This window comes from Streptomyces sp. YS415 (assembly GCF_023544665.1).
Taxonomy (GTDB): Bacteria; Actinomycetota; Actinomycetes; order Streptomycetales; family Streptomycetaceae; genus Streptomyces.
In genome coordinates this window covers 162674-183715 of record NZ_JAMJFL010000013.1, presented here as the reverse complement: position 1 = coordinate 183715, position 21042 = coordinate 162674, and the positions used below count along the sequence as shown (strand labels likewise).

The window sequence follows — 21042 nt, the reverse complement described above, 5'->3', positions numbered from 1 at the left end:
CTGCCGCTCGCCGCCGGATGTCCCGGTTACGACGCTACGACCGCGGACCTGATGGCACCACTCGAACGGCGCAGCGAACAGCCGTCCCCGCGAACCTCGACGCACCGCCGCCGCACCGTCATGCACCGCCCATGCGTGCCGACGGCCGGAGGAAAGCCCCTGGTCGCACGACCTTGCGGCAGACAGGGAACCATGCCGACGCGACCTCGTGCGGCAGCGCGGACATGGACGTCGCCGCGGTCGCAACCGCACTACGTGGCGACGACAGCGCTCCGTTGGCAAGTCACCCCGACAGGGACTGCTGTGCGCATCGCCGGAGTCGACTATTCCCCTGAAGCCACGGGCAGGCCTGCCGCATGACGACGCCAGAGAACGACGAACAGCGGCGAGACGCAGACGCCCGCCTGTGGGAGCACCACCTGCACACGGACACCATGCTCTTCCAGCGCGGCAACCTGTTCCTCGTCGCGCAGTCTCTCCTCGCGGTGGCCTACAGCAGCACTGCCACATCGGGCACCACGCACGCGGCAGCACGAGTCCTGGCCGGCTTCGGGCTCGCTCTCACCGTCGTCTGGGCATACGCGGGACACCGATATCACTGCTACAACCGTGCCATTCAACGGCGCACGGCCGAGCGTCTGACGGACTACGCAGAAACGTATGCAGCAAGCCGCATCCCCGGTCCCAGCGCCATGCCGCTGATCGCCTATGCGCTTCCGTTTCTCGCCGCCGTCATGTGGATTGTTCTGCTCATTGTCACGTGACCGACCCCCGGACGGACGGCGGCCAGATGCGAGGTTGCACCCCAACCTGTCGGCGGCCGACGGTCTCGGTCCCTGAGCGGCGCCTGGTACGCGAAGACGGCCTGCGTAAGATCACCGCCCGAGGGGGCGGTGGCATGACCATGAGGGACTACCGGTGGTGCGTGGCGATCGCGGCGGCACTACTGCTGACCGGCTGCGGCGGCGACGGCGAGAGCGGCAGCGGGAACGGCAAGGCCGTGGCGCTCACGAAGGGACAGGTTCGGCAGACGTTGCCCGATGGCGAGGCCATGACGGGATGGAAGGAATCCGCGCGGCCCACGGCCGTCGAGATGGACAAGCTCTACCGTTCCCAGGCCTGCCCCATCAAGGACAACGCGGGCTGCGAGGACTCCCGCTTCTACGGCGCCTCGACCTTCCGGCACGACGGCGACGCCGCCACCGTCAGCTTTCTGATCATCGCCTACGACAGCGAACAGGCCGCCCGGAAGGCGTACGACGTGCTCTGGGACGGCTACTACGGCAAGAGAGCGGGACAGAGGGCCAAGACGTTCGGCCTCGGCCCGATCGGTGAGGAGCGCGACGCCCGATTCGGTTCGGCCGGTTACAACGGCGAGCCCGGCGCCGTCACCCAGGCCCGGGTCGGCACGACGCTGCTGTGGACCGAAACGGCTTCCGCGAACAAGGGCGGCATCGACGAGGACCAAGTCCGGGACCTTGCGGCGGTGCTCGCCGAGCGAGCCCGGCAGGCTCAGAACGGGGACGTTCCGTCTGCCGCGCTCGAGGGCTGAGCCGGGGACCATCATGGTGCGGGAAGCGGCCCGCCTGGTCCAACGGCGTACTTCTCGGTGTGCAGGATGAGCGCGTGCAGGCCCAGGGTCATGTCGTCGGACGGCACCATGGTGAGGCGGCAGTGGCCGCCGCGACCACGAATACGACCGTCGGCGATCCGCTCGGTGCGCCTGGCGACTGCCCATTGTCGATGAACTCGAAGTGGACAAGACTGTTTGCGGCTCGCCGCAGCGGGACCCGCCCCGGTCTTCGGCTGGGGACGCCCCGGCGGTGCTGGCGTTGACGTGGATTGCACCCGGCCGGCGGCACGGCGTTCGCCGACGCGGGTGGCCCCAGCTTCTAGGCTCCAAGCAGGACAGCCATCGGCACCACGGGGGACGAGGGAGGCAAGTGGCATGACGGACACAGCGGATGAGCGCGAGGCAGACCGCGCGCTCAAGGCGAAGCACCGGACCATGTGGGCGCTCGGTGATTACCCGGCGGTGGCCCGGCAGGTCGTGGCGGCCCTCGGGCCGGCGCTGGTGGAAGCCTGTGAGGTCAAGGCTGGCGACCGGGTACTGGACGTCGCCGCCGGATCCGGGAACGCCTCGATCCCGGCCGCGCTGGCCGGCGGGGACGTGCTCGCCTCCGACCTCACGCCCGAGTTGCTGGCCGTGGGCCAGCAGGAGGCCGAGGCTCGCGGCGCCACGCTGACCTGGCAGGAGGCGGACGCCGAGGCGCTGCCGTTCGAGGACGCCACCTTCGACACGGTGATGTCCTGCGTCGGGGTCATGTTCGCCCCGCACCACCAGGCCGCCGCCGACGAACTGGTGCGGGTCTGCCGTCCCGGAGGCACTATCGGGTTGCTCAACTGGACCCCGGAGGGGTTCATCGGGCAGATGTTCGCCACTCTGAAGCCGTTCGCCCCGCCGCCGCCCCCCGGCGCGCAGCCGCCGCCCCTGTGGGGGAAGGAGGAGCACGTGCGCGCGCTGCTCGGCAACCGCGTCACCGACGTCGAGGGGCGCCGCCGGACGGTCCGGGTGGACATGTTCCGGGAACCGGAGGAGTTCCTCGAATTCTTCAAGGCCGCCTACGGGCCGACCATCGCGGTCTACCGGAACCTGGCCGACGACCCCGAGCGGACCGCCGCCCTGGACGCCGCCCTCACCAAGCTGGCGAGCGGCGCGCTGCAGGACGGGGCCATGGAGTGGGAGTACCTGCTGCTCACTGCCCGCAGGAGTGGAACGGACGCCGCGTGACACTCCAGCTGGGCGGTGAGGAGGGTGAGGACGGCGCAGTCGCTGCCAGCCTGAGCTGAGACGCACCAGGCACCAGTCCTGGGATCCGTACCTGTCCGCACGGGCACGGTGCTTCTGGCCGACGCACGCGTTCCTGCCGTCTGGCCCGCGCCTGTTACGAGACGGACGGCAAAAGCCGTTCCGGCAGCGCAGGTGGACACCGATGTGACGCGGTGATCGCGATGGGTACGGGACCTGCAAGATCGACTGCTACCATCCTGCTACCCTGAGGTGGTGACTTCCACGAAGAAGCAGACGCAGGTCCGACTCGAAGAGGACGTGCTTGCCGCGGGCAAGGCTGCCGCGGCGGCCCGTCGGCTGGATTTCAACAAGTATGTGGAGCGGCTGATCATCGAGGACACCACCGGTGCCCGCGCGGCCGGTATGGCTGCGGCCCAGCGGCTCATCGATGAGCACGGTGCGTTCCTCGACGATCTGGAGCAGCAACTCGACGCCCCGCACAGGCAGACGCAGCCGGGCGCGGCCTCGTGATCCTGCATGTCGACGAATCCTGGATCCTGGAAGTAGCGGAACGAGCCGGCCACCGCGACCCGGCCGTCGACGACTATGGCGTTCCCATCGCCGCGGTCGCCCGCCACCGGGGGGAACTCCTGGACACTCCCGTCTACGACGGTCCCTATGCCCGCGCCGCCGCCCTGGTCCACAGCCTGGGCCGCTGCCGCTGGCTGGAGCGTTCCAACCTCACCGTCGCTTGCGCCGTCGCGGTCATGTATCTCGAGGCCAGCAACATCCCCGTCGACCCCACCCGCGAACAACTCACCGCCCTCGCGCACGAGCTCAACAGCTCCCGCTGCACTGCCGACCGCATTACAGCCGTCCTGCGGACCTGGAAGCCGTGACCCGACCTTGCGCACAGCGAGCGGGTTGGGTCGCACGCCTCTCGTAGGAACCATGCCTAGCTGCCACGACGCGGTAGCCGCTGCATCATCTCGGACAAGGTCGATCGGGCACGCAACCGCAAGGAATGGGGTTCCCGCGGCGGTCGGTCCCCGAAGGTTGACCCGGCGGACTGCAAGGCGCGGCATGCCGTGCAGCGCGGCCTCATGGCCGCGCCGTGGCGGCGCGCCATTGACAAGATTGCGGTCCGCTAGGAGGCGACCATCCTCGTTGCGGCCATCAAAGCATGGCTGTGAGCCCTTATATGGATCGTTCCATACAGACCAACTGGTCCCGTTCGTCCCACGACTGGGTGACGGTGAATCCGAGCCGCTCGTACAGGGCGATCGCGTCTTCGCGCCACTTCCACACCGATAGCCGAACCGCGCTGACGCCGATTTCCGCAGCGTGCGCGAGTGCGGCGCCGACCAGGCTGGACGCGATGCCCCGCCCCCGAAACGCTGGGGCCGTCCAGAGTCTTTTGACCTCGGACCGTCCGTCGACAGGGGCGGTCACCACCAGGCAGCCCACGGCGGTGTCCCCACGCAACGCCAGCAGCACGATATCGTCCGCGAAAACGATCCGCGGATCCGTGATCTCTACCCGGTAGTGGTACGGCAACCCATCCACACCGGCGACGGCCTCACCCTTCTCGGCCTGCGTCTGCAGGTGATAGGACGTCAGCAGATCTGCCAGCCCATCCTGGAGGGAAGGGGCCTGACCTGGCCAGCGGGCGATGGCAACCTCAGGTTGATCAGTCACGACGTGAGCATCGCACGACGCATACCCAGGCCGGAACAAGCATCTTGCTCTACTTTCGATGCGCCTGAAGTGGTGCGCAGTAGCAAGGGGAATCAGGCAGGCCAAGGCCACGTCTCCTGAAGTGTTACCGGAACGGGCAACCGGCGCCGGGGTGACCACGCACTGCGGGACGCCTGACCGAGAATCACGCGGTTCACGCCCTCGCGCGTCGGCGCCGCATGCCTCTCCCGAGTAGGCTTCCCGCGCCGCTGCCCAGGACACAGCGCAGTCCCCACCTGAGGCGGAGGTCGAACGGCTGACGGTGTGCTAGCAGCGCCGCAACCTACCGTCGTGGAAGGTGCTGCAGACGGCTGGCGCACTGCTCGCACGCCGCGGCGGCGCCCGGCTTCTGTGTGCCGCTCTGCCGTGCGAAGTCCACACGGTGGTCATCCAGCCATCGACTTGCCGCCTCAGTGCCGCTATCCGGGCACTGACGTCGCAGACACCTTCCCGGCCGTCGTCCGGCCCGCCCGTATGGGAGCGCAAGGGGCGGGGCGTCAGGCTGGCGGGACGGAGCGTCGGCCGCACCGGTGGGTGCCCGACGACAGCAGCGGCTTCGGCAGCGCCCGCTCGAGGCCGTCGGGTTACCCCTTCCTGCGTTTCGAAGGGGTGCGCCCGCGGGATGCGGTGACGATCCAGACCGACCCGGGGATGCGGACCCCGTCAGGTGTCTCGAACTGAGTGAGTGCGTCATGCACTTCGCCACGGATGCGGGAGACGGTCACCGGGTCGACATCGCGCAGGTTGTAGCGGGTGGGGCCCATGGCGAAGAGGAAGTCGACGGCGTCGCCGGCATTGGCGCCGAACGTCATCGGAGCCTCGGCGGGGGTTACGTCGATGTCGATGAAGCCCGCGGCAGTGAGCACGTCGCGGATACGCGCGGGGTCCAGGAGCGAGCCCATGCCCCTGGCGGCGGGGGATGCTTCCCGCAGGAACGGTGAGAGCGCGGCGGTGCCACGGGCGTAGGCGCTGTCCGGGCCGCCGGGCTGAGGGCCGAGGAAGGCGAGTCGACCCGCTGACCCGAGCGTGTGCCTGAGGTGGGTGAAAGCGGCGACGTGGTCGGCGAAGAACATGACGCCGCCACGGCTGAGGAGGACGTCGAACCCACCGGCAGGCAGCGGATGGACCTGGGCGTCGCCCTGTTCGAAGGTGATGTTGTCGAGGCCTTCCGCGGCGGCGTCGCGGCGGGCGCGTTCCAACATGGGTGCGGACAGGTCGATTCCGACGGCGTGCCCGGACCGCGCCTGCCGTGCGGCGATGCGCGTCGTCTGCCCGGTGCCGCAGCCGACGTCAAGGATACGGTCGCCGGCCGCGATGCCCGCGGCGGCGAACAGGGGCGCGTTGAACGCGCCCATCATCGCGTCGTAGCGCGTGGAGTGTTCGGCCCAGTGAATGCCCTCCCAGTCGTTCCATGCCTGTGCCTGCTGATGGTTGGCGATGGTGTGCATGACTCACCCTCCATTAACTAGAGTTTACCTCTAGAGTTGGACTCTAGATATAGACTCCAGTCATGACTGAGGTCAAGGGAAAGCGGGGCGACAGGGCCCAGGAGACACGGCGTCGGATCATCGACGCGGCCGCCGCCCTGTTCGTCGAGCAGGGCTACGGGGCGACCAAGCTGCAGGAGATCGCCGACCGGGCAGGCGTGGCGGTGCAGACGATCTACTTCGTCTTCCGCAACAAGCCCACCCTGCTCAAGGAACTGGTCGATGTCGCGATCGCTGGAGACGACGACCCTGTGCCCACGATGGAGCGGCCGTGGTTCGAGCAGGTCACTTCCGCGCCGACCGCCGAGTCCGCACTGGCCGCACTGGTCGCCGGCACCCGCCGGACACTCGAACGTGTCGCGGCCATCGACGAGATGGTCCGCGCAGCAACAGCGACCAACCCGGAAATCCGGGAACTGTGGCCCCAACAGACCAACCCCCGCTACACGGTGATCTCGACGGCCGCGAAGGCCCTGACACAAAAGCCCGGCGCCCGCCCCGCCATCTCCGACGCAGAGGCGGCGGACATCATCTACGCACTGCTCAGTCCGGAGCTCTTCCTGGTCCTGACCCGCGACCGCGCCTGGCCGCCGGACAGGTGGGAGCGATGGGCGTACGACACTCTCTGTTCCCAGCTACTGGTCAGAAGGGAGAACCCAGCCGTCTGACCATTAGCGGGGAGTCAGACCCCGGGAACAGCGGTCCGGCACGTCAGGGAAGGCCATGGCTGACGCGCAAGGAGCACGTATCGGGTGGTCGAAGAGGCCCTGACCGCGCGCAGCAGCCCGGAGCCGCTGTCGTCGTGCTGTCCAGCACAGGGATGGAGGATGGAATCACGGTGGCAGAAGCAGGCGGAATCGTTCTGAGCAAGCAAGATCTGCGTGAGGTCACCGCGTTCGCTGCGGCGTGCGCGGAAGTGGTGCTCGAGGTGTTCGAAGCTGATCAGCCGGAAGATTCGCGGCCGCGAGACGCTGTCGGGGCCGCCTGGGAGTTCGCTCGGGGTGGTGAGCGCGGAAAACCTCTGCGCGACACAGCATGGGCGGCCCTGAAGGCAGCCAAGAGCGCGGACACTGCGGCTGGGCGGGAGGCAGCTCGAGCAGCGATGTCCGCGGCAGGCGCCGCCTACTTGCATCCGCTGGCCAAGGCCAGCCAGGTCAAGCACATTCTCGGAGCAGCCGCTCACGCTGCCAGAGCAGCCGAACTGGTCGCTGGCGGTGACCCGCTAATTGGGGTCGAACATGTTGAGCAAGCGGTGCATCGTGCACCATCGGTCGTCGTTGACGTCCTCAGGCGCTTCCCCGCGGCACCGGGTGGCGGTGGACGCGTTGGTGAATTGATCCGCACGCTGGATGTCGGCCTTCGTTCCTTCACCCTCACTGGCTGAGTTCCAGCATCCAGATGGCGCGGCCTGCGGACCTGGCCTCGACGGCGTCGGTCCCGCGTCGTGGTGTGTGGCTGCCCGAGAATCCGACCCGCTGCACGAAGACACTTCCTGGTGAGGAATACTCTCTCGATGAGTTCTCGCACCTCCCCGGGCAGCCAGCAGATCACGATTCGGAGGGCCGTCGCGCGGGATGCCAAACGGCTAACGCGGCTCGTGCGTGGCTCAGGTGCCTACGCGGGTAAGTACGCAGCCGCAGTCGCGGGCTACCGGGTCGGTCCTGATTACATCGAGGCGCACCGCGTCTTCGTGGCCGTAGGCGCTGATGAGGGTGGGGACCGGGTCCTTGGGTTCTACTCGCTCGTCCTCGCGCCACCGGAGCTGGACCTGCTGTTCGTTGCCGACGAAGCGCAAAAGCGGGGTATTGGACGGCTGCTCGTGGCGCACATGCAGTCCGAGGCCCGTGCCGCCGGGCTCGACCGTGTAAAAGTCGTGGCGCATCTTCCCGCCGCGGACTTTTACCACCGCGTGGGTGCGGTGCGGACCGGAACCGCGTTTGCGAATCCGCCCGCTGTGCCGTGGGACCGTCCCGAATTCGAGTTCCGTATTACTTCGGAATGATCCGGTGCGCCGGTTGGCGAGGCGCTGGCCCGCGGGGCGGAGCTGGCGGTTCGGCCGTGGCTGAGAGGTGATCAGTCTCGGCGGCGTTGCGTCCAGGGAACGGTCGGCTGGAGTACGGCTTCGGTCAGGGCTTGGCTCCTGAGCGCCGTGATCCTCTGGTACTCGGGGTCGGCCACCATGCGGCTGAACGCGTCCCGGCTGGGATAGCGCACGAGCAGTACGGCATCCCACGCCTGACCGTCTTCGGCGACCAACGGTGTGCCGCCGTCTCCGGCGTAGAGCAGCTCGCCGCCGTATCGCTGCAGGAAGGGCGCGGCTCGACGGGAGTATTCCTGGTACGAGTCACGGCCGTCGGGTGTGAAGCGCAGCAAGTTGAGCATGACTACGGGCTCGTCCGGGGCGTGCGCGCGCAGCGCCGCGAGCGCATCTCCCGAAGGGTCGACAGCCATGGGAATCTCCGAATCGTCAAAGGCCGACACGGGCAGCGGATCGGTCAGGGCCCGCGGCGTGCCGGTGGACGACAGAAGGCTAGAGGAAAGAGCTCACGCTGCATACCATCCAGTCGGTACGAAGGTCCGGGCTTGTGGTGTTGGCGCTGACAACCTGGTGCGCGCCGGATGTGCGAGGTATGCGGAGGTCGGCTCTGGCGCAGAACGACGCGGCGAGCGCGTTGGCTGTGATACCGCCCGCCTACGACGTACCGGGCGGGTCGCGGAGGATGTCAGTGGTGATGTCCGCCAATGTCTTGCCGGTGCGGAGGGCTTCGGCGCGCATGAGGGCGAGGGCGTCCTCAGGGCTCATCCGCCGTCGGGCCGCCAGGGCTCCGACGGCACGTGAGGTGTCGAACCAGTGGGCACGCACCACCTGCTCCGGCTTCCAGGCCGGGGCGTCGTTTCCCGTGAGCAGTATCTCGCGGGTAGGGATGAGCGCCGCTGTCACCGCGTCGGCCACGTGGGACGCCTGCTCCAGGGCGCTCTCGTCGAGAGCGTGCGGCCGCCTCGCCAGCAGGTCGACCGACCCGAGGACGTAGTCGCCGAAGAACAGGGGGAGCGCGTACACCGAGCCCACCTCCGGCAGCTTCTCGCACGCCATCGCTCCGAACAGTGGCCAGGGCGTCAGTTGCTGCCGCAGGTCGTCCACGGCCACGGGCTCGCCGGTCTGCGCGGCAGTGATGCAGGGCCCCTCCAGCACCGTGAACTGGATCTCCTCCAGCAGCAGGGCGGCATCGTCCGACGCGGCGAGCAGCTGCCGGGAGGGGGTGTCGGTGAGCAACGACAGGGTGGCACCGTCCACGCCGAGCCCCTCGCACACCGCCGTGCACACCCGCCGGGGAACCTCCACGCTGGGGGTGCCCGCCGCGGCTTCCGCGACCAGCCGCACCGCCTTCATCGCCTCAGCCGTCATCCAGCCCTCCGTCGCCCTGGCGCATGTGCTCCGATGCCCACCGTCACGTGTCTCCCTGTTCCATCCGAGCCGACGGTCTGCGGCGCATCGCGACGGCCGCGATCAGCACCAGGACCCCGGCGAGCCCGGTGAGCACCTTCTTGGCAGCGGACATGGACGTGCTCAGTCCGAAGGCGTCGCGCATCCGGTCGTAGAGACTGAGCGGCACACCGAGAACCGCGTTGCCGGGCGGGCGCCGGGGGATGACGGGGTGGGGGTGGGTGGGTGCGCTGCGGCGCACCGTGTCCCATGCCGTGCCGAGTCGGCGCAGTTGCGCGGCGGGTAGCGCTTCCTGCAGCCGGGGCAGCACGAGGTCCTCCTCGTCGCGGATGTCCTGCCGTATCAGGGCGAAGACCCGCCTGACCTTCTCCTCGCGCTCAGGGGAACCCGGACCCAGGCGTTCGATGTCGGCGACAAGATGGTTGATCTGCTGGTGTTCCTCTTCGACCCTCGAGGTCAACTCGTCGCCGCCGGGGACCGAGCGCCGGACGGCCGGCCACAGCACGGTCTCCTCGGCGAAGGCATGGCTGAAGACCAGCTGCACCGTTGTCTGCAGGACCCGTTCGCGGTCTTCACCGTCCGGCAGGGTCTGATAGCGGTCCATCAACCTGTCCATCTCGGCATGATCACGGCGTTGCCGGGCCAGCACGCTGCCCGGGCCGCCCAGTTGCTCCATCGTCTGGTCTTTGATCGTCACGGGCATGGGCTTCTCCTCTGCGCATACCGGCCGCCACGCCCCTGCGCCCCAGTGGCTGCCTGCGGTGCTCCTTGGTGGGTACCCCCACGCGGCGCGGCACACCGTCTGGATTACTGCACCCAGGTGCTGAGCCCGCCCCGGCCTTGCCCAGTCGCCGGGCGCGGCGCATCAGGCGACGGTCACCGACGCGGAGGCACCCACGCCGCGCGCCTACTCAGGACCGGCGTTTTGGGGGTGGTGGCCGGGTTGTTGGTCGTAGCCGGCCAGGGGGGTGGGGGAGAGGTCGGTGGGTTCTTCGCCGGGTTCGAGGAGGGTGTTGGCGGCGCCGACGATGAGGGGGTCGGGTTTTCCTACGGCGGCGTGGTCCTTGGCCGGGTAGTCGCAGCGATACAGCAGGCTGCGCATGGCTTCGAGGCGGCCGCGGCGTTTGTCGTTGCTCTTGACAACGGTCCAGGGGGCGTGGGGGGTGTCGGTGGCCCGGAACATGTCGACCTTGGCCTTGGTGTAGTCGTCCCAGCGGTCGAGGGAGGCGATGTCGGTGGGGGAGAGTTTCCAGCGGCGTACGGGGTCGACCTGGCGGATGGCGAAACGGGTGCGTTGTTCGGCCTGGGAGACGGAGAACCAGTACTTCGCCAGCAGGACCCCGTCCTTGGTCAGCATCTCCTCGAACAAGGGAGCCTGTTCCAGAAACGTGCGGTATTCGGCCTCGGTGCAAAAGCCCATCACGCGCTCGACGCCGGCCCGGTTGTACCAGGAGCGGTCGAAGAAGACGATCTCACCGCGTGAGGGCAGGTGGGTCACATAGCGCTGGAAGTACCACTGGCCCTGTTCCCGTTCGGTCGGCTTCTCCAGAGCCACGACGCGGGCGCCGCGCGGGTTCAGCCGCTCGGTGAAGCGCTGGATCGTTCCGCCCTTGCCGGCCGCGTCACGGCCCTCGCACAGCACGACGACGCGCTGACCGGTCTCCTTGACCCACCGTTGCATCTTCAGCAGTTCGATCTGCAACACCCGCTTGGCCCGCTCGTACTCGGACCGCTTCAGTTTGTGGTCGTAGGGATAGTTCTCCCGCCAGGTGTCCAGGGGGCTTCCGTCGGCTTCGAGGAGGATCGGCTTCTCAGGCCGACGTTCGTCGACGCTGAGGCCGTCGAGCAGGTCCTCCTCGGCCCCCCTCGCGCCGTCCTCGTGGGAACGGGCCTCATTCTCGTTCTCTGGCATGACATCTCTCCCGGTTGTCCCTCGGTGCCGACGTGGACGGTGTCCGCCCGGTGCGCCGACGAGCATGGGCTCGGCGGCGGTCGCCGTGGCTCACCACAAAAGACGGCGGCGCGCCCCGCGCCCGGCACAGCCACTGCTGCCGCCCGCGCGGGAGCCGGATCTTATGGCTTGGCTCAGCAGCCACCCCCGCGTGCTGGACGCTGCGGGCCCGGGGCGGTGGCGGCGGCCCGCGCCGTTGTGCGGATCCAGGGACACAAGGGGGCAGTGAGAAGGCGGCACGGCCAGGACGGCACAGGCGGCAATGACCATCACGGGCTCCCCGGAACTCGCTCGACGCGTCGCATCTACTGCTGCGATCTGCTGGTCCGCGTGCCCTTTCCGCCCGGGATCACGCCAGCTGGCGAGGTTCGACTGGATGACGGCCTGGCGGGCGCCGCTGTCGGAGTGCGGCGGACGGCAGCCTTTCTGCAGAAGGCTTCGCGGCGACGGCTCCTATGAATGCCGATTGGCCCGGCCTGCGGCTTACACCTGCACGGCGGTCGGGCCGGTCCGTGGCGGTACGGCGGCTCGCCCTGGGGGGTTCTGCGACGGAGCCCAGCCCCTTGGTTCGCCTGGCGCATGAAGAACGTCCGCTGAGGCAGCTCGAGAAGGCTCCGATCGGGAGGCGGCCGCAGCCGTTCGATGTACGCCTCAGCTGCCCCGAAGACCGAGCGCCAGCGTCAGTTCCAAGACCCGCTGCGGCGATGCCAGATCCGGAAACAGCTCCCGCAGCTGCGTCATCCGGTACCGGACGGTCTGGGGATGGACGAACAACTCCGCCGCCACCTCGTCCCGCCTGCCCTGGTGCAGCAGCCACGCCCGCAACGTCTCCTCCAGGCGCCGTGCGGTGGCGGCGGGCAAGGTCTGCAACGGTGCGAGGGCTCGGGCACGCAGGTCTGCGAACGCGTCCATGTCGGCGCTCAGCACCAGCTCGGGCAGGTGGTCCTCGGTGTCGCGAATAGCGGAGGAAAGAGAGTGTGCGCGTGCGGCTCGCGCGTAGGAAGCGGACGCTCGCGTCCATGGCCGGGCCGGGCCGACCACGGCGGTGCGGTCGGTCAGCTGCCGCAAGAGGTGGGAGCGGTCGGCGTCGGGGACGAGCAGCACGCCGGTCGCGTCCGGCAGATCGTCGAGGACGAGGGTGCTCGGATCGAACGCGCGATAGGCAGGCCGGGCCTGGGCGGCGGGCAACAGGACCGCGGTCAGCGAGACCGGAGGCTGCCACCCGGCCCGCTGAGCGGAGATCAGCAGCACGTCCGGGCTCGCACCGGCGAGAAGGTCCCGGGCCAGGTGCTCCAGGTGGCGCTCGCGGTCCCTGCCCCGGGCGGCCAGTTCGTCGGCGTGGCCCGCGGCGCTCGCGGCGGAGAGCTCGTCGATGTAGGCGAAGGTCAGCTCGGCGAACTTGGCGACCTCGGCGGCGGGCAGACCTGCTGGTACGGCGCCGGCTGCGAGGCCTCGCCAGGCCACGCGGGCACCGACGCGGTAGGCGCTGAGCAGGGCGTCCATCGAACGGCCGTCGCGGACCTCGCCGCGCCCCAGCTCGTAGGCAGCGTCGCCGCCATCGCCACCCGTGGCCTTCCCGCTCGCCAGGTCCAGGTAGTGTCCCAGGGCGGTGCGGACGGCTCGGCGGATGGTGGCGCCCATGTGGCCCGAGAGGGCGTTGGCGTAGGGAGGGACCTCGTCGATGATCGCCTGGACGACCTCGTCGGCGGTGGTCTTCAGCGCGGCCCGCAGTGCGGTGACCGTCGTCTCGTCCAGGGCCAGTTCGCTGGCCCTCTGGATTGCATGGCTCACGTTTCTATTCCCTGCGAACAATTCTGCCAGCCAGATTTACGTCCTGCGGTCAGGACTTTACGCCTTGAAGCGCAGCAAGCTGGAGTCATGACGAGTACAGCCTTGCGCAGCAGGGCGCGGAAGCTACTGGAGATGGTCACGACGCCGCTGCTGCCGTCTGACTACCTCGACCTGATCAGCCCGCTGCGTGCGGGCGCGGACCTGCGGGGGCGCATCGAGGCCGTGCACCCCGAGACGCGTGACGCCGCGACCATCGTGATCAGACCGGGAAAGGGCTGGCGCGGCCACACGGCCGGTCAGTACGTGCGGATAGGAGTCGACGTCGACGGGGTACGCCTGTGGCGTGCCTACTCGCTCACCTCACCGCCCAGCCGCAACGACGGCCGCGTCACGATCACCGTGAAGGCGATCCCGGACGGCAAGGTCAGCAACCACCTGGTCCGCAGAGCGACACCGGGCACGCTGATCCAGCTCGACCAGGCGACCGGTGACTTCGTACTGCCGCAGGCCAAGCCCGCCAAGGTGCTCTACCTGACGGCCGGCAGCGGCATCACGCCCGTCATGGGCATGCTGCGCGCCACCGAACTCGACGACGCCGTCATGATCCACTGCGCGCCCCAGCCGCACGACGTGATCTTCCGCAACGAACTGCACGACCTGGCCGCGGACAAGAAGCTGCAGCTCACCGAGGTGCACACCGACACGGACGGCATGCTCGACATCGCCCGTCTCGACGAACTCGTGCCCGACTGGGCCGAGCGCGAGACCTGGGCCTGCGGGCCCGCGGGCCTCCTCGACGCCGCCGAGGAGCACTGGACGAAGCACGGAGTCCAGGAGCTCCTGCACACCGAGCGCTTCCGCCCCAGCATCGTCGTCGCCGGCGACGGCGGCGAGGTCACGTTCAGCGCCACCGGCAAGACCGTCGACGCCGACGGCGCAACGCCGTTGCTGGACGTCGGCGAAGAGGCCGGCGTGCTCATGCCCTCCGGGTGCCGTATGGGCATCTGCTTCGGCTGCGTCACGCCGCTCAAGGCGGGCGCCGTCCGCGACCTGCGCACCGGTGACATCACCGAGGCCGAACCGGGCGTCCTCATCCAGACCTGCGTGTCCGCCGCCGCGGGCCCCTGCGACATCGAACGGTAGGAACACCTTGACCGCAATCGACCCCACCGCCCACCTGACCGCTGAGCAGATCGAGGAGCTCGGCCGCGAGCTGGATGCGATCCGCGACGAGGTGATCGCCAGCCGCGGCGAGAAAGACGCCGCCTACATCCGCAAGGTCATCGCGGCGCAGCGCAAGCTCGAGCTGGCCAGCAGGGGCGTACTGCTGTTCTCGTTCTTCCCGCCCGCGTGGCTGATCGGCACCGCCGGGCTGTCCGTGGCGAAGATCATGGACAACATGGAGATCGGTCACAACGTCCTGCACGGCCAGTGGGACTGGATGCGGGACCCGAAGATCCACTCCACCACCTGGGACTGGGATCACGTCTCGCCGGCCGAGCAGTGGAAGCACTCGCACAACGAGTTGCACCACACGTACACCAACGTGCTCGGCAAGGACAACGACCTCGGCTACGGCATCATGCGCGTCGACGAGGACCAGAAGTGGCACCCCTTCCACCTCGGCCAGCCGCTGTGGAACTTCCTCAACGCCTGCTTCTTCGAGTACGGCATCGCGGCGTACGACCTCGAACTGGGCAACAACCTGAGCAAGCAGCGCCGCAAGGACCCGGAGTTCCGCGCGCGGGCCAGGGCCGTGGGCCGCAAGATCCGCAAGCAGGTGCTCAAGGACTACGTGATCCACCCGGCGCTGTCGGGCCCCTCGTTCCTCAGCACGCTCGCCGCCACGTTCACCGCGAACCTGGTCCGCAACATCTGGTCCCACTCGGTGATCATGTGCGGGCACTTCCCCGAAGGCGTACAGGTCTTCGAGCGCCGGTCGATCAAGGGCGAGACGCGCGGACAGTGGTACCTGCGCCAGATGATGGGCTCGGCGAACATCAGCGGCAGCAAGGCCATGCACTTCATGACCGGCAACCTCTCGCACCAGATCGAGCACCACCTGTTCCCGGACCTGCCGAGCAACCGGTACGCCGAGGTCGCGGTGAAGGTGCGCGCGTTGTTCGAGAAGTACGAGCTGGAGTACGTGACCGGGCCGCTGCCCAAGCAGGTGTTCTCCGCGTGGCGCAAGGTCGTCCGGCTCTCGCTTCCGAACAAGAAGCCCAAGGTCAAGACGCCGGACCGCGAGCAGGTGCTTGTCGCGGCCTGATCCGGTGCGGACGGTGGATGCCCCCTGTGCCCGACCCCGCGCTGACGCCGGGGGCGGCGGGTGGGCCGAAGCGGGAGGGAGGCGCGCGCTTGGCTCCGGCGACGTGGGCTGGCCATCGCTGGTCTCCCGACCGCGTACGGGCCCGGCGTCGCCTCCGGGTGAGGGAGGCGCCCATGTCTCCCTCACCCGCGCCACACTCTGGCCCGGGTGTCCTCACGTCGACCGTCCGCCCCTGTCAGTTCTGGCTCCGCCCTCGCCGCTGCCGGCCCTGGTGGTCGTCCAGGCTGGTGGAGGGGGGCGTCACGCGGGGACAACGAGCGGCGGGTGCTCGAGCACGCGCGGCTTGTACTCGACCAACTGGATGCGCCCGTCGAAGGTGCGGTGCTCGATCATCTCGAGGGCAACGTCCGGATAGCCGTCGTAGATGCGCTCCTCGCCCGTGGCACCGGTGATCACCGGGAACATCACGACCCGGAAGCGGTCGACGAGTCCGGCTCGCAGCAGGGACCGGCACAGGCTGAGGCTGCCGATCGTGCTGAGGAGCCCCGAGCCACTCGACTTCATGGCACGGACCGCCTTGACGGCGTCGTCACGGACGAGCGTGCAGTTGGCCCACGTCAGCGGCTCCTCCAGTGAGGAGGAGAAGACCACCTTGGACGCTTGCGTGAGCTCGTCGACGGACGCCTCCTCTTCCGGCCTGAACTCGTCTTGGCCATCCGGGACCTCACCTGCGGCGAAGCCCGACATCAGGCGGTAGGTGTTCGCTCCCATCAGGTAGGTGGCCTCGGGCTGCTCTCCGAGCCACGCGAGGTACTCCGGGCCCTCCAGCCCCCAGAACCCGGGCCACCCCTCTCCCGACGCGTAGCCGTCGAGGGAGGTGATGAAGTCGACGAGAAGCTCCGACATGGCGGTGTTCCTTTCCTGAGGTGTCACGAGCTTGGACCTGCCGGGAGCCACAAACTCATCGGCCGCGCCGTGTAAACGACGAAACCCGTGACACTGCAGCCGATCAGATCGGTGGCGCGGCGCTGCTCCGGAGGGCCTGGAGGAATGATCTCCACGGGATGGAAATGCAGGTCGCTCGGAGTGACCGGAGTGACCGGTGTGGTCGGTGTGGCCCTTCACCGCGTTGCTATTCTCCGCATCCGAGGCGAAGCGGGGGAGAAGAACGTGGGAGCAGCACTGCCGAGTCCCCCTGGCCGCTGGTTGAGCGGGCTTGGTTTCGGTGTCCTCTTCGCTGGGCTGACCGCAGTGGTGACGGTCGCTGCGATCGGGAGGGCGTGGACTGCCTGTGACATCGGCATCAACGCAGCGGCCAACAGCCTGACTTTGCTGTTTCTAGCGCCTCTCATCTGGCTCGCCGGTGCGGTTCCGTGGGTGATCCTGCACAGCACCCTCGGAAGACGGCATCGCAGAACAGCTCTGATGACAGGGCTCGTCTTCACCATGTGGTTGACCTGGTTCCTCATCACATGGCTCGGGATGCCGGACTCCTACCCCGCGCCCATTTGCCCGGGCAACGTCCCGCCCTGGTGGCCGAGCTTCATCCCGGCATGACACGGGCATGGCTCGTGAACCCGCTTGGCACCTGTGCACAGGGAAGAGTTGAACACGTTCAACGGGTTTGGCAAGGTGGCTCTCCACGGTCCACCCCTATCGGTTGGCCGTTGCAGGCTGAGGGCGGGGGGCGTGGTGGCGGGCGGAAGCAGGTTGCGTGCGTGGGGGGTGACCCTCGGCGGTTTGATTTTGGTTGTGGCTGTTCTGACGGCGTGTGCCGGCCCTTATCAGTACTACGAGGGAACGGGGATCCACGACACCACGGCGACCGAAGTCGCTGGGGACTGGGAGAACGTCGAAGGCACCCGCGTCGTGCTTCGTGCAGACGGAACGGCTCTTATCGAAAAGCTCGACGGGCAGGGCTTCGACTTCGATGACGGATGGCGCCTCTCCGGTACGGGAACCTGGCGACTGCATGATGACGACGGCGGGCAAGTCGTCCGACTCGCGCTGACAACCCGGACCCGAGTGGAGAGCCGTTCCTCTGCGACGATCACTGACCCCTCGACACCCGAACCCCCAGCGACATACAGATGGTCCTTCTACGTGGACCGCGATCAGCACGACGAGTTGCGGCTGTTCTTCTTCTACGGCGATCCCGACATCGGGAACACATACGTGATGACGCGCAAGACGGGGCCATAGGCAGTCGTGATCACTGCGGCCGTCATCGAGAGGCGGTGAGCAGCATCTTCGCAATCGGCCCGATGGCCCTTCACTTCTCAGCGTCGAATGCCTGGGCGACGGCCAGGCTGTCCTCGTAGACATGGTGCCGGGTGACCAGGCCATCTTCGACGGTGAGATGCAGAGCGAACCGCGCCTGATACGCACGTCCGGTGGGCCGGGCGGTCTGACGGATTTCGCCCAGCACGACCGCGTCGCTCCCGTCGACAAGGATGCACTCGACCTCGGTCGCCACCAATTCCGGCACGTGGTACGCGGCAAGCTCGCGATAGTGAGCGGCCGCGTCGGCCCGCGTGGACCGGTGACGGATCCACGGCGTAGCACTACGGCCGTACTCGGCCTCCGGCCAGTCGAGCTTCCAATCGCCCTGCTCGGCATACAGTTCGGCGATGCGCTCGGGGTCGCCCTCGCCAATTCTGCGCAGCAACTCCTCAACTACAGTGCGCGTGTTCGTAGGTGTGGCTATGGGCATCGCTGACCCCTCCGTCTTGGTCCGCGTCCTCCGACGCGGAGAGATCGCTGATCCTGCCAGCGCGGCCGCGCCGAGACGATTACCTCGGAAGTAAGGCATGCACGGGCCAACGAACTGATCACGAGCCAAGGAGACAGCACTGTGACCTTTGCGGCGGGCGGGGCGAGTAGTGGCAGTCCGGTGATCAGCGTCATCCTGGGCATCGTGTTCGTCGCGGTGCTAGTGCTGATCGTGAGGGCGAAGAACCGCAAACGCTGACGCGACCGCTCGGATCGGTCACGGCAGGGGATGGACCCCGGTGTTCGCGAAAAGTGCTGCGCGGGCGGCTTGCTGGAGGTGAGGTAGAGGTTCTTCTACGGTGCGGGTTGCTGCTCGTTTCGCGGCCAGAATTAGTGAGGGCCAAGTCCCGGATGGGTTCGGGCCGGTTGGTCCGCATGCGTCGATGTGGCGGTGGCGTGTTCGTATGCGGCGTGATCGGCAACGAGCGCGGCCCTGACCCGGGTTGTGTCACTACACTGCGCGGGGCATTACTAGGACGGCCACGGCACATGGCTGAGACGAACGGGGAGCGGTATGGCTACGGGGGAATGGGGGCCGGGCAACGCCCCCGGTCAAGCCGGAGGCAACGGACCAGGGGGCATGGGCGGCTGGGGCGCTCCCCCCGGACCACCGCAGGGCGGCCCATATGCTCCGCCACCACCGCATCCGGGCCCGATCCCGCACCAGCCTCCCTACCCCTACACTCCCCAGCCCGCGGGGCCCGCCGTCCGGCGTTCCCGTGGCTGCCTGTCCTACTTCTCGCTGTTCGGGCTGGTCGGGGTGATCCTGCGCTCCGCGCACCGCGTCGCCACCAGGCTCTTCGCACAGGAGGGTGAAGGCCGGATCGTGGACCGCGTCGTGGACCGCGTCCAGCTGGCCCGGACGGTGCTCGGTGCTGCCGCCACCATCGCCCTGATCCTCGCCTACAACGTGGACCGCGACCGCTGGGAGGACGCGGCCTGGGGCGGTGTCGCCAACCTCATCGCCGCTCCGTTCGTGCTGCTCATCGCCGGGCCATTGGTCATCCTCGGATTCATCTATTACGCACCCCCGCACCTGCGACCGCATCTGCGCACCCGGCTGCGCGCTCCGCTCAAGGCGGTCGGCTGGTACGTGCTGACGCTGGTCGTCATCAGCGGAACTCTCCTTCTCACGGCCCAGATCGACGAACGCGACGGGAGGAGCTGGTGGGAATACGCACTGGCCGTCGCCGCGCTCATCGTCGTCCTGTGGGGTCTGCCCTTTTTCTTCATGGCGTCGCTGTACTCGGCCCGCAGCGCCTTCAACAGCGCCCAGGTCCACCCCATGCTGCCGCCCGTCCTCACCCTGGCGCTGGTGTGGGTGTTCGCGGGCTTCAACCTGCTCGGCGACGGCATGCCGGGAGGCCCGCCCGTCGTCCAGTTCTGCTCCTTGCTGGGCGGGCCGCTCTCGGTAACGGCAGTCTCGCTGTGGGAACTACGGCGGATGAGGACCCGTTTCGGCGTCGTCCTGCGCGCCTGATCCGGCTGCGACCGGCGCTGCCACCGCTGGCGTTGCTCAGTCCACAATTCCTGGCTGACAACTGCTTTCTGTTCAGGCGTCATCGCCCGCAGGTGTGACCACAGCTCATCTGCGGGCCAGTCGTCCATGCGCTCGGCGTCAAAGCCAAAGGGGCCACTTGCGGGCGGCCTTCATGAGCAGCAGGAGCACCTGGGGTGGCAGTCGCAGTTGTCCTGCGGGGGCGTGGTGGTCGGGTTGTGGGGAGCGGGCCGGGCAGCGGGGGCGCAGCAGCCCTTGCCTTTCCAGGCGTCGCGGCCCTCTTTGGTGGCGATGGCGGCGATGACGAGGGCGGCGATGGGGTCGGCCCAGGACCAGCCGAGGGTGGCGTTGAGGATGAGGCCGACGAGGAGGACGGCGGAGAGGTAGGTGCACAGCAGAGTCTGCTGGGAGTCGGCCACGGCGGAGGCGGAGCCGAGTTCGCGGCCGGCGCGGCGTTGGGCGGCGGAGAGGAACGGCATGATGGCGAGGGACAGGGTGGCGATGACGATGCCGGGGAGGGAGCGCTCAGCCTCGCCGGTGCCGGTCAGTGCACGGACGGCGTCGATGCTCACGTAGGCGGCGAGAGCGAAGAAGGAGACGGCGATGATGCGCAGGGTCGTCTTCTCCCGGGCTTCGCGCACGGCATGTTCGCGGGCGGAGAACTGCCAGGCGACCGCCGCTGCTGAGGACACCTCGATCACGGAGTCGAGGCCGAAGCCGACCAGCGCGGCCGAGGAAGCGATGGTTCCGGCGGTGATCGCGACGCTCGCTTCGATGACGTTGAAGGTGATGGTTACCGCGACCAGCAGGCGTATGCGCTGGGCGAGCGCGTCGCGGCGGGCCGCAGAGGGCCCCAGGGGTAGGGCGGTCATCAGCAGCAGTCCTTCGTGGCTGCGTCCGGGCATGTCCGGTCGGACTCGATCGCGACCACGGCGGCGAGCAGATGGTCCATTGCATGGCCGAGTCGTTCGTCGGCGATCTCGTAGCGGGTGCGGCGCCCGTCGGGCGCGGTGATGACGAGGCCGCAGTCGCGCAGGCAGGCCAGATGGTTCGAAAGCCGAGGCCGGGAGATGCCGAGGGCGTCGGCGAGGTCGGCCGGGAACGCCGGTGCTTGGCGCAGGGCGAGCAGGATCCGGCAGCGGATCGGGTCGGCGAGCGCGCGGCCGAAGCGGGCCAGCACGTCGATGTCGGAGGCAACGGTCAGCACACGGCGACAGTACAGCACATCCTGAATTCAGGAAAGCCTGAACTGTCGATTCGGTCTTCTCGCCACACGAGCATCGCCTGCACCCTCATCCGCT

24 protein-coding genes are annotated in these 21042 nt (G+C 68.4%); 13 read left to right on the top strand and 11 right to left on the bottom strand.

Going from position 1 to position 21042, the window contains the following annotated elements:
• Positions 1-356 precede the first annotated feature (356 nt).
• From M8H82_RS19010 to M8H82_RS18990, 5 genes are all read left to right on the top strand, one after another.
• Positions 357-764: a hypothetical protein gene (locus M8H82_RS19010; RefSeq protein ID WP_250075611.1), complete on the top strand. Its 408-nt coding sequence runs from the start codon at positions 357-359 to the stop codon at positions 762-764.
• A gap of 161 nt (positions 765-925) precedes the next feature.
• Positions 926-1552, top strand: a complete 627-nt coding sequence (locus M8H82_RS19005) for a hypothetical protein (RefSeq protein ID WP_250075609.1) — start codon at positions 926-928, stop codon at positions 1550-1552.
• Between the two features lie 396 nt (positions 1553-1948).
• Positions 1949-2791, top strand: a complete 843-nt coding sequence (locus tag M8H82_RS19000) for a class I SAM-dependent methyltransferase (RefSeq protein ID WP_250075606.1) — start codon at positions 1949-1951, stop codon at positions 2789-2791.
• Positions 2792-3064: 273 nt separating this feature from the next.
• The gene (locus M8H82_RS18995) at positions 3065-3322 is read left to right on the top strand and encodes a hypothetical protein (protein WP_250075604.1); all 258 of its coding nucleotides are present in this window, start codon (positions 3065-3067) and stop codon (positions 3320-3322) included.
• Complete coding sequence (locus tag M8H82_RS18990; protein WP_250075601.1) at positions 3319-3690, top strand: fic family toxin-antitoxin system, toxin component; 372 nt, start codon at positions 3319-3321, stop codon at positions 3688-3690. Before M8H82_RS18995 ends, M8H82_RS18990 begins: the two co-directional genes overlap by 4 nt.
• 298 nt (positions 3691-3988) lie before the next feature.
• On the opposite strand, the gene M8H82_RS18985 is transcribed toward M8H82_RS18990, so the two are convergent.
• Together M8H82_RS18985 and M8H82_RS18980 are read right to left on the bottom strand one after the other, a co-directional pair.
• On the bottom strand, positions 3989-4489 hold the full coding sequence (locus M8H82_RS18985) for a GNAT family N-acetyltransferase (RefSeq protein ID WP_250075599.1): 501 nt from the start codon (positions 4487-4489) through the stop codon (positions 3989-3991).
• Positions 4490-5112: 623 nt separating this feature from the next.
• Positions 5113-5976 (bottom strand): class I SAM-dependent methyltransferase, encoded by an 864-nt coding sequence (locus M8H82_RS18980; RefSeq protein ID WP_250075597.1) that lies wholly within the window; start codon positions 5974-5976, stop codon positions 5113-5115.
• Between the two features lie 62 nt (positions 5977-6038).
• Between M8H82_RS18980 and M8H82_RS18975 the strand changes: the two genes are divergently transcribed.
• The 3 genes from M8H82_RS18975 to M8H82_RS18965 all read left to right on the top strand — a co-directional run bounded on the left by M8H82_RS18975 (position 6039) and on the right by M8H82_RS18965 (position 8017).
• Entirely contained in the window at positions 6039-6683 is a 645-nt protein-coding gene (locus M8H82_RS18975; RefSeq protein WP_250075595.1) for a TetR/AcrR family transcriptional regulator, read from the top strand.
• 134 nt (positions 6684-6817) lie between these two features.
• A complete protein-coding gene (locus M8H82_RS18970) occupies positions 6818-7399 on the top strand; it encodes a putative immunity protein (RefSeq protein WP_374211676.1) in 582 nt (193 codons plus the stop codon).
• 129 nt (positions 7400-7528) lie between these two features.
• Complete coding sequence (locus M8H82_RS18965; RefSeq protein ID WP_250075592.1) at positions 7529-8017, top strand: GNAT family N-acetyltransferase; 489 nt, start codon at positions 7529-7531, stop codon at positions 8015-8017.
• A 71-nt stretch (positions 8018-8088) separates the two neighbouring features.
• Here the strand turns inward: M8H82_RS18965 and M8H82_RS18960 are convergent, their stop codons facing one another.
• The 5 genes from M8H82_RS18960 to M8H82_RS18940 form a co-directional block, all read right to left on the bottom strand.
• Positions 8089-8466, bottom strand: a complete 378-nt coding sequence (locus M8H82_RS18960) for a DUF1330 domain-containing protein (RefSeq protein WP_250075590.1) — start codon at positions 8464-8466, stop codon at positions 8089-8091.
• 241 nt (positions 8467-8707) lie between these two features.
• Complete coding sequence (locus M8H82_RS18955; RefSeq protein ID WP_250075589.1) at positions 8708-9421, bottom strand: GAF and ANTAR domain-containing protein; 714 nt, start codon at positions 9419-9421, stop codon at positions 8708-8710.
• Between the two features lie 43 nt (positions 9422-9464).
• Positions 9465-10163, bottom strand: coding sequence for a hemerythrin domain-containing protein (locus M8H82_RS18950; protein ID WP_250075587.1), 699 nt, complete (start codon positions 10161-10163; stop codon positions 9465-9467).
• A 204-nt stretch (positions 10164-10367) separates the two neighbouring features.
• Positions 10368-11372, bottom strand: coding sequence for a polyphosphate kinase 2 (gene ppk2, locus M8H82_RS18945; RefSeq protein WP_250075585.1), 1005 nt, complete (start codon positions 11370-11372; stop codon positions 10368-10370).
• Positions 11373-12062: 690 nt separating this feature from the next.
• Complete coding sequence (locus tag M8H82_RS18940; RefSeq protein WP_250075583.1) at positions 12063-13202, bottom strand: helix-turn-helix domain-containing protein; 1140 nt, start codon at positions 13200-13202, stop codon at positions 12063-12065.
• A gap of 87 nt (positions 13203-13289) precedes the next feature.
• On the opposite strand from M8H82_RS18940, the gene M8H82_RS18935 reads away from it, so the two are divergent.
• Both M8H82_RS18935 and M8H82_RS18930 read left to right on the top strand, forming a co-directional pair.
• The gene (locus tag M8H82_RS18935) at positions 13290-14345 is read left to right on the top strand and encodes a ferredoxin reductase (protein ID WP_250075581.1); all 1056 of its coding nucleotides are present in this window, start codon (positions 13290-13292) and stop codon (positions 14343-14345) included.
• A 7-nt stretch (positions 14346-14352) separates the two neighbouring features.
• A complete protein-coding gene (locus M8H82_RS18930) occupies positions 14353-15471 on the top strand; it encodes an acyl-CoA desaturase (RefSeq protein ID WP_250075580.1) in 1119 nt (372 codons plus the stop codon).
• A gap of 300 nt (positions 15472-15771) precedes the next feature.
• On the opposite strand, the gene M8H82_RS18925 is transcribed toward M8H82_RS18930, so the two are convergent.
• Positions 15772-16377: a dihydrofolate reductase family protein gene (locus M8H82_RS18925; RefSeq protein WP_250075578.1), complete on the bottom strand. Its 606-nt coding sequence runs from the start codon at positions 16375-16377 to the stop codon at positions 15772-15774.
• A gap of 180 nt (positions 16378-16557) precedes the next feature.
• On the opposite strand from M8H82_RS18925, the gene M8H82_RS18920 reads away from it, so the two are divergent.
• Positions 16558-17028 (top strand): hypothetical protein, encoded by a 471-nt coding sequence (locus M8H82_RS18920; protein ID WP_250075576.1) that lies wholly within the window; start codon positions 16558-16560, stop codon positions 17026-17028.
• Between the two features lie 195 nt (positions 17029-17223).
• Complete coding sequence (locus tag M8H82_RS18915; RefSeq protein ID WP_250075575.1) at positions 17224-17673, top strand: hypothetical protein; 450 nt, start codon at positions 17224-17226, stop codon at positions 17671-17673.
• Positions 17674-17743: 70 nt separating this feature from the next.
• On the opposite strand, the gene M8H82_RS18910 is transcribed toward M8H82_RS18915, so the two are convergent.
• Positions 17744-18184 (bottom strand): nuclear transport factor 2 family protein, encoded by a 441-nt coding sequence (locus M8H82_RS18910; RefSeq protein ID WP_250075573.1) that lies wholly within the window; start codon positions 18182-18184, stop codon positions 17744-17746.
• Positions 18185-19003: 819 nt separating this feature from the next.
• Between M8H82_RS18910 and M8H82_RS18905 the strand changes: the two genes are divergently transcribed.
• Positions 19004-19723, top strand: coding sequence for a hypothetical protein (locus M8H82_RS18905; RefSeq protein ID WP_250075571.1), 720 nt, complete (start codon positions 19004-19006; stop codon positions 19721-19723).
• A 170-nt stretch (positions 19724-19893) separates the two neighbouring features.
• Here M8H82_RS18905 and M8H82_RS18900 read toward each other — a convergent pair whose 3' ends face one another.
• Both M8H82_RS18900 and M8H82_RS18895 read right to left on the bottom strand, forming a co-directional pair.
• Positions 19894-20613 carry a cation transporter gene (locus tag M8H82_RS18900; protein ID WP_250075569.1) on the bottom strand — a complete coding sequence of 240 codons (720 nt, stop codon included), beginning with the start codon at positions 20611-20613 and terminating at the stop codon, positions 19894-19896.
• Positions 20613-20948, bottom strand: coding sequence for a metalloregulator ArsR/SmtB family transcription factor (locus tag M8H82_RS18895; protein ID WP_250075567.1), 336 nt, complete (start codon positions 20946-20948; stop codon positions 20613-20615). The genes M8H82_RS18900 and M8H82_RS18895 overlap by 1 nt, the downstream gene beginning before the upstream one ends.
• Positions 20949-21042 lie beyond the last annotated feature (94 nt).

Bases quoted from the DNA above. Each gene is read 5' to 3' on its own strand.
- M8H82_RS18980 (WP_250075597.1), bottom strand. From the start codon at position 5,976: ATGCACACCATCGCCAACCATCAGCAGGCACAGGCATGGAACGACTGG.
- ppk2 (WP_250075585.1), bottom strand. From the start codon at position 11,372: ATGCCAGAGAACGAGAATGAGGCCCGTTCCCACGAGGACGGCGCGAGG.
- M8H82_RS18960 (WP_250075590.1), bottom strand. From the start codon at position 8,466: ATGGCTGTCGACCCTTCGGGAGATGCGCTCGCGGCGCTGCGCGCGCAC.
- M8H82_RS19000 (WP_250075606.1), top strand. From the start codon at position 1,949: ATGACGGACACAGCGGATGAGCGCGAGGCAGACCGCGCGCTCAAGGCG.
- M8H82_RS18950 (WP_250075587.1), bottom strand. From the start codon at position 10,163: ATGCCCGTGACGATCAAAGACCAGACGATGGAGCAACTGGGCGGCCCG.
- M8H82_RS18900 (WP_250075569.1), bottom strand. From the start codon at position 20,613: ATGACCGCCCTACCCCTGGGGCCCTCTGCGGCCCGCCGCGACGCGCTC.
- M8H82_RS18935 (WP_250075581.1), top strand. From the start codon at position 13,290: ATGACGAGTACAGCCTTGCGCAGCAGGGCGCGGAAGCTACTGGAGATG.
- M8H82_RS18955 (WP_250075589.1), bottom strand. From the start codon at position 9,421: ATGACGGCTGAGGCGATGAAGGCGGTGCGGCTGGTCGCGGAAGCCGCG.
- M8H82_RS18965 (WP_250075592.1), top strand. From the start codon at position 7,529: ATGAGTTCTCGCACCTCCCCGGGCAGCCAGCAGATCACGATTCGGAGG.
- M8H82_RS19010 (WP_250075611.1), top strand. From the start codon at position 357: ATGACGACGCCAGAGAACGACGAACAGCGGCGAGACGCAGACGCCCGC.
- M8H82_RS18975 (WP_250075595.1), top strand. From the start codon at position 6,039: ATGACTGAGGTCAAGGGAAAGCGGGGCGACAGGGCCCAGGAGACACGG.
- M8H82_RS18910 (WP_250075573.1), bottom strand. From the start codon at position 18,184: ATGCCCATAGCCACACCTACGAACACGCGCACTGTAGTTGAGGAGTTG.
- M8H82_RS18925 (WP_250075578.1), bottom strand. From the start codon at position 16,377: ATGTCGGAGCTTCTCGTCGACTTCATCACCTCCCTCGACGGCTACGCG.